This window comes from Brevibacillus soli (assembly GCF_044759095.2).
Lineage (GTDB): Bacteria > Bacillota > Bacilli > Brevibacillales > Brevibacillaceae > JBIYSM02.
The window spans coordinates 1-7,413 of sequence record NZ_JBIYSM020000079.1; the positions used below are offsets into that span (position 1 = coordinate 1).

Below are 7,413 nucleotides of genomic sequence, written 5' to 3' on the forward strand. Positions count from 1 at the left end.
TTCGGAATCTGGGCTCATAACCTCAGAAGAGCAGCCCAAATGGCCAAATAAGCAACGATTAACGGATACAGTTACACGGTAGCCCCCTGAGATTCACCACAATGAGATGCTTCTGCCAAAAAACGATTTTTTCAGGAGTAACTAGCTAGCGGATGAAATATGTCTTCCCACTTAACCCCCATCCGTCCAGAAAAAATAGAGACAGGAATCACCTTCCTGCCCCTCTTCCTTCTTCTATATGTTACATTTGAATCGTCAGGCCGTTGCGCTTCTGGATAAACTGATAGACGAGAACCGCTGCCATTACTGCCAAACCGGCGCCGATGTATATGGCTTCAGGGAAGACCAGAACGATTCCAGCTCCAATCAACAGCAACCTCATCAGCCAATTCATTTTGACGAGCAAGAAACCTTCTGTCGCTGCAGCCAGGGCAATCACCGCCAGAGCAGTAGTGAAAGTTGCAATTATGATGTCCAACAGACTGGAGTTCAGAATCAGCATGGCCGGCTTATAAATAAAGATAAAGGGAACGATGAAGCCAGCCAACGCCAGTTTGCAGGAAATCCAACCTGTGTGCTGCGGATCGGATCCCGCGATACCGGCACCGGCGAACGCCGCTAACGCAATCGGCGGTGTCAAATTGGCGATCGCCCCGAAATAGAAGACGAACAAATGTGCAGCCAAGGGTTCGATTCCATAAGCCGCCAATGCAGGCGCCGCCATCGTAGCCGTAATGATATAACAAGGAATCGACGGCAAACCCAATCCCAAGATGATGGAAGCGATCATCGTAAAGAACAATGTCATAAACAAGTTTCCCGATCCCATCATCAGAATGATGTTGGCCAGTTTCAGCCCCAACCCGGTCAAACTGAACACCCCTACGGTAATACCCACCGCCGCGCACGCTGCCGCTACTCCAAGCGTATCGCGCACACCTGTTTCCAATGCCTGCAGAATATCACGGAAACCCATACGGCTGGACGGCCGAAGCGCCGCGATCATCACCGTTGCAAGTATCGTCACCACGGCTACAAGCGTCGGCGTATATCCCATCATCAAGAGTACGACGAGCAGAATCAATGGAAGCAGCAAATGCCCACGCTCTCGCAGTACTTCCTTTACCTTGGGCAGTTCGTCCTTACTCAATCCCTGCAGGTTGTCCCGATCAGCCCGCAGGTGCACCTGGACAAGCAATCCAAAATAGTACATCAAGGCGGGAATGAGTGCCGCAATCGCAATGGTGATGTACGGGACGCCCAGCGTCTCCGCCATGATAAAGGCCGCAGCTCCCATTACCGGCGGAAGGATTTGCCCTCCGACAGCCGCTGTTGCTTCTACTGCCGCGGCAAATTCCGGTTTGTAGCCTACCCGTTTCATCATCGGAATGGTAAACGAACCGGTCGTCACCACACTGGCGACCGCAGAGCCGTTAATCGAGCCATGCACGGCACTGGCGATGACGCCTACTTTTGCCGGGCCGCCTTTCGCATTTCCTGCCAGAGCCAGGGACAAGTCGTTAAACAATGTGCCCATCCCTGATTTGGAGAGAAACGCGCCAAAAATGATAAACAGGATGATAAACGAGGCGGAAACAGCGATGGCGTCGCCGAAAATACCCTCTGTGGTGACGTACATATAGTTGAAGATATCGCTGAAGGTATACCCGCGGTGTCCAAACTCACCGGGCAGGTATGGACCCAAATACGCATAGGCGACGAACACCGCAGCCATCGCGGTCAGCTCCCAGCCGGCGACGCGGCGCGAGGCTTCCAATACAAGCAAACAAGTAATGGTCGCAAACGTCACATCAAGCGTCGAAGGGATTCCCCCACGATTCACAATCTCCAGATAATAGATGAAAATATAGCCCGCTGTCGACAGCGAAACGAAAGCCAACAATGCATCCAGCAAGGACAGTTTTTTGCGGGAAGCTTTTTTCCATCCCGGGTACAGCAGGAAAATCAAACAAAGTACGATCGCCACGTGCAGCGACCGGTGCTTCAAGGTCACAAACGGAATAGCGTATGCCGCGTAGAGATGGTACAGTGCAAACCCTACGGCCAGCACGGAAACAAGCAGGCGAAGCCATTTTTTCTCAAACACACGATAGCCGGCTTCCTTGTCATACTCCTGCAGAATTGCCTGCGCCTTGCTTTCATTCATGCGAATTTCGTCCTGATTCGGCATATTTGCCTGCATGCTCATTCAGAAGTCACTTCCTTTCCCCGATCGTCTCTTTTTTCTAATCTGTATAGATACCGATACCACCACGGAAACCATTTCACTGACAGCTCCAAAGACGTACCCAATGGCAATACATCGGATAATTTCCACACCTGTGTTCCTACCGTTAACTTATAGTCATCACGTGTTATCAAGTACAAGACGCTGTCTCTCTGTTCATGAAGCCCGGACACGGTAATCCAACCGTTGCGAACGGAAAAATCCGCTCCGGAAAATTCAGTCGGAACACCGGCTCCAAACGAGCGAAACGACGTTTCTGCAAGTTCCATGCCGTTCATCCAATGAACGTGATATGTCTCTCTCCACGGTGTCAACTCTACAGAATGAATCCACTCCACGCTAAATGCATCTGTAAAATGCATCGGTACGGCTCCAACGGTCTCCTGCCGATGAAAGTCCTGCAAGAATAAAAAGGGGTGGGGCCCAATGAGGATGAGCCCCACAATCAGGAGGAGTATTCGTGCTGTCCGCTTCTTCATGGTTTCCCCCCGTCAATCAGATGTGAGCGTTTAATTCAGCGCGCCCACTTCTTTAAAGTACTTCTCCGCACCCGGATGGAGCGGTACAACCAAATCCTTGCCCGCTGTCTTCACGTCAATTTCCTTCGCGGCGCTGTGTGCTTCCTTCAATGCGTCGAGGTTTTCGAAGAACTCCTTGGTCAGCTTGTACACCTGATCTTCGGAGAGATCACTACGAACCAGCATCATGTTCCGAATGGCGGCAGTCGGCACCGGCTGATCGTTTTTGTACAGGCCGGCCGGAATCTCAGCAGAAACGAAGAACGGGAACTGCTGTGCCATTTTTTCGACGTCTGCCTTTTGGATTGGCACGATTTCCACGTCTTTGGTCGTCATCAGGTCAATCACAGTAGAGTTCGGCAGACCGGACGTAACGAACGCCGCGTCGATTGCGTTGTTTTTCAGCTGCTCGATCGCTTCCGCGTAAGAGAGGTAGTCCGCCTTGATGTCATTGTAGGTGATGCCATGACCGGCGAGCACCATGCGGGCGTTTACTTCCACGCCGCTGTTCGGAGCTCCCACACCTACCCGCTTTCCTTTCAGATCAGCGACAGATTTGATGTTACGGTCTTTCAGCGTGACAATTTGCACGACGTTAAGGTGCAGGCCGGCCATCGCCGTCAGTTCTTTAATCGCGCCGCCTTCCTTAAAGTTCTCCTGGCCGTTGTACGCGAAGGAAGCAACGTCGGACATGACAAACGCCATATCAGCCTTTTTCGTTTTCAGCAGGTTAATGTTTTCTACGGATGCGCCTGTGGATTGGACAGATGCGTTATACCCCAATTTTTCCTTGTACACTTTGGACATGGCTCCGCCGATGGTGTAATAAGGACCGGAGCTTCCGCCTGTGGCGATGGTCAGAAATTTTTGCTCGCCCCCGCCTGCAGAGGTCCCTCCTGCGGCACCACCCGGAGCCGACGTAGACTGGCCGCCACAAGCTGCCACAGTAAGTACCAGCATTGCGGAAGATAGGATGGTCAGCATTTTCTTTAACAAAATAACTCCCCCTTCGATTTTTCTGTAAACGTTTTCAACCATATTAGTAAAGCAAGAGTCATGCCAATGTAGAAAAATGACAAGAGATCGACTATTTTGTCGTTTGTTGCTCCTTCCCAACAGAAAACCGGCAAAAAAATCCGCTTTTCTGCGGCATTTTTTGCCGGATACGTACATTTATTCCGCCTCGAGATACTGTTTCAGCTTCTGCCGCAACCCGCGTTCGCTGATCCCCAGCTGATCCGCAGTTTTTTTCCGGTGACCGCCGTTTTGTTCCAGCGTGTGGAGAATGATTCGCCGTTCCGCTTCTTCCAGCGAGATCCCTGACGGAATAAACACGCCTTCAACCTCAGCGCCGGACGGTTTGGAACTCGGTTGTCGCTTGGTAAGAGCAGGAGGAAGGTCTTCCAGGACGATCACGTCCCCCTGCGAGAGGGCGACGGCGTATTCCAGCACGTTTGCCAACTCACGCACATTCCCTGGATACTCGTATTTGTACAAGAGTTTTTGTACATTCGGGCTGCAGGGCTTCTTTTCCTTTCCCATGTTGGCCGCGTACAGCATAAGAAAATGATCGATCAAAAGCGGCAAGTCCTCAAGCCGCTCACGAAGGGCCGGCGTGTGGACAGGGATCACGTTCAGACGATAATAAAGATCTTCGCGGAAGGTCCCCTTCGCTACTTCCTCCTGCAGGTTGCGGTTGGTGGCGGCGATGATCCGGATGTCCACCACTTTGCTCTCGTAGCTGCCAAGCGGAGTTACGACCCGTTCCTGAATGACCCGCAGCAGCTTTGCCTGCAGGCCGAGCGGCATCTCACCGATCTCGTCGAGAAAGACCGTTCCCCCGTGCGATCGCTCAAACAGCCCGATTTTGCGTTGAAAGGCGCCGGTAAATGTTCCCTTTTCATAGCCGAACAACTCACTTTCCAACAACGACTCGGGGATTGCCGCGCAGTTGATTACCGAAAAAGGGGCCTGACTGCGGTTTCCCTCGAAATGAATGGCGCGGGCGACCAGTTCCTTTCCCGTCCCGCTTTCACCCGTAATCAGGATATTGGAGGGGATGTCCTTCACTTTTTCAATCAGCTGAAAGAGCTTCAGCATCGGCTGACTTTTCCCGATGATCCCCGCGTATGATTGCTGCTGCTTGACCGCTGCGCTCAGAACCTTGACCTGCCGGTGCAGCTGCTGGAACTCCAATGCCTTTCTCAGCAGCAGTTTTACTTCGTCCAGATGCAGCGGCTTGGTCAAGTAGTGGTACGCCCCTGCTTTCATCGCTGCGACAGACGACTCAATCGTCCCGTAAGCCGTCATCATGATGACGATCGCCTCTGGACGGATCTCCTTTAGCTGGGGCAGCAGTTCCAAACCGTTGGCGTGTCCGAGATTCAGATCGAGCAGGATGCAGTCGATTGGTTCCCGACGAACCAGCTCCAGACCGGCTTCCGCCTCTTTCGCAGTCCAAACGGTGTACTCGTCTTCCAAAGCAAACGAAAGCGAAGAGCAGATGGCCGGTTCGTCATCGAGGATTAACAGGTTTGGCATAGTTGCCCTCCTTGTTCTGTCTTTTCAAAGCGCAATCCGAACGTGCTGCCCTCTCCCCTGACACTGCGCACGTCGATCTCTCCGCAATGTTCGCGCATGATTTTTTGACTCAGATAAAGCCCGAGACCGATTCCCTGGCTTTTCGTCGTGTAAAAGGGCTGAAACAGCTGGGGGATCTCCGCCTCCTCCATACCTTCGCCGGTGTCGCTTACCGTCAGAAGGATTTGCTTCCCATCTTCGCAGGCGCGGATGGTCAGCCGTTTCTCTTTTGCCTGAACCATCGCTTCCAGCGCGTTCATCACCAGATTGATCAGCACCTGCTTGACGCGCCCGCGGTCAGCCCGGATGTACAGGCCCTGCGGGATGTCCAATACGACCTTGACCTGCTCGTTTTTCATGCGTTTGGCAAAAAGCCCGACCACCGATTCCGCCAATTCTTGCAGATGCACCTCCTGCATCTGGAGCGGCTTTGACCGGGAGTAGTCGAGGAGGTCTTCCAGGATACGGTTCATCCGTTCCACTTCTTCCGGAACATACTGCAGCAGTTCTTTGCGAAAGCGCGAATCATCCAGCTTCATTGGCAGCAGTTCCACAAACGTCTTGATGGCCGTAAGCGGGTTGCGCAGCTCATGAGCAATTCCGGCCACGAGCTGACCCAGCGCCCGCATCTTCTCCTGAGCGATCAAGCGGGCCTGCAAATGCTTCTGCTCCGTCCGATCCTGCAGGCTGACGATCCATCCCACGTGCTTGTCAAGTGCGTTGGCAAACGGCGCCATGTAATAGTGGAAGATGCGCGCCGAACCGCGATCCCAGCGAAATTCTCCTTCAAACAGCTGCCTCTCCTCCGCCTGTAAGGCCGCCTGGATCGGCAGCTGCGGAAGCAAGCTGGACAAGTGGCGTCCAAGCACGTCGTCACTTAGCTGCAGAAGCTCGCGAGCAACCTGATTGATGAGCGTAATGTGACCGTGAACGTCCAGTGACAGGATTGCGCTTTCCGTGTTGTCCAGGACTTTTCGTTGAAAGGCAAGCATGTCTGCCAAAGCGGCCGTTTGTCTCCGCACTTCCGCTTGCAGCCGTTTGTTCCAATAGAAGGTCGCCACCAACCCGATTACCACGATCGCCATGGTGACCAGCAGTCCAAGAACCAGCTTTCGCCAAAATTCCGTGACGTGGGGCGAATACGGCTCAAAGTAGCGGCTGTACAGTTTGGTGTAGGTTCCGTTGCGATACAGCTGGTTCAATCCCTCGTTCAAAGTCTGAAGCAGCTCGTAGTTACCCTCGCGAACGGCAAACGCGTAATCCGTTGGGTTAATCAAACCGGAGCGCATCACAAAATCGTCCCATCTGTTATCCGTCCGCAGCACGTATTCTGCGGTCCAGCGGTTGCCGATAAAGGCGTCGGCCCGTCCCAGCACCAGATTTTCCAATGCGTCCGGCTGATTGAATGATACGATCATTTTTACTCTTCGCACACTTTCCAGCAAATCTATACCCGTACTTCCCCGCTGAACGGCGACCACCTTTTCCGTCAGCTGGTTCAGCGTGAAGATTTCCTTGTCCTGCTTGGGAACCAGCAGCACTTCCGACATCGTGAAAAACGATTCGCTGAAATCAAACACCTGCTCATATCGACTGGTATATTTCATTCCCAACACGACGTCCACCTTTCCTCGTTCGAGATAGGCGACGGCGTCTTCCCATTCCAGGGGAACGTACTCCAAGTCGTATCCGTACTTGCTGGCAATGGCGTTGATCAAGTCGATGTTGAAACCGGAAACATCACCGTTCTCGTCCACGAAAGAAAACGGAGGCAGTTGTTTGTCAAAGGCCACCCGGAGCACTTTCCCTTCCGCCAAGGCTTGTCCCGGGAACAAGGAACCGAGCAAGACAGCCACTCCGATGAAATAGCACAAAAAACGCAACAGCATGGCGGCCTCCTTACGCACCTTCATTTTCTTTATTATACAAGAAAATAAAAAAAGCTTCGATTGAAGCCCTCTCGAAGAAGCTGGTTCTTCGTTAGAGGAACCTTTTTATGCGTTCCGGAAAGTTTATTTCAGGACGCTTTCACACGGTGAAGCCCTTAAACTTTCCTACACGATAAAA

Annotated in this window: 5 protein-coding genes; all 5 read right to left on the reverse strand. The window is 52.6% G+C overall.

Translation table 11 applies throughout. The features are described from left to right. Window positions 1-241: 241 nt before the first annotated feature. The 5 genes from ACE99V_RS19820 to ACE99V_RS19840 all read right to left on the reverse strand — a co-directional run bounded on the left by ACE99V_RS19820 (window position 242) and on the right by ACE99V_RS19840 (window position 7,235). The gene (locus tag ACE99V_RS19820; RefSeq protein WP_400492931.1) at window positions 242-2,209 is read right to left on the reverse strand and encodes a TRAP transporter permease; all 1,968 of its coding nucleotides are present in this window, start codon (window positions 2,207-2,209) and stop codon (window positions 242-244) included. Continuing rightward, window positions 2,206-2,727: a DUF1850 domain-containing protein gene (locus ACE99V_RS19825; protein ID WP_400492932.1), complete on the reverse strand. Its 522-nt coding sequence runs from the start codon at window positions 2,725-2,727 to the stop codon at window positions 2,206-2,208. Before ACE99V_RS19825 ends, ACE99V_RS19820 begins: the two co-directional genes overlap by 4 nt. A gap of 30 nt (window positions 2,728-2,757) precedes the next feature. Then, window positions 2,758-3,762, reverse strand: coding sequence for a TAXI family TRAP transporter solute-binding subunit (locus tag ACE99V_RS19830; protein ID WP_400492933.1), 1,005 nt, complete (start codon window positions 3,760-3,762; stop codon window positions 2,758-2,760). A 177-nt stretch (window positions 3,763-3,939) separates the two neighbouring features. Then, window positions 3,940-5,307, reverse strand: a complete 1,368-nt coding sequence (locus ACE99V_RS19835) for a sigma-54-dependent transcriptional regulator (RefSeq protein WP_400492934.1) — start codon at window positions 5,305-5,307, stop codon at window positions 3,940-3,942. Then, on the reverse strand, window positions 5,292-7,235 hold the full coding sequence (locus ACE99V_RS19840) for a transporter substrate-binding domain-containing protein (protein ID WP_400492935.1): 1,944 nt from the start codon (window positions 7,233-7,235) through the stop codon (window positions 5,292-5,294). The genes ACE99V_RS19835 and ACE99V_RS19840 overlap by 16 nt, the downstream gene beginning before the upstream one ends. Window positions 7,236-7,413 lie beyond the last annotated feature (178 nt).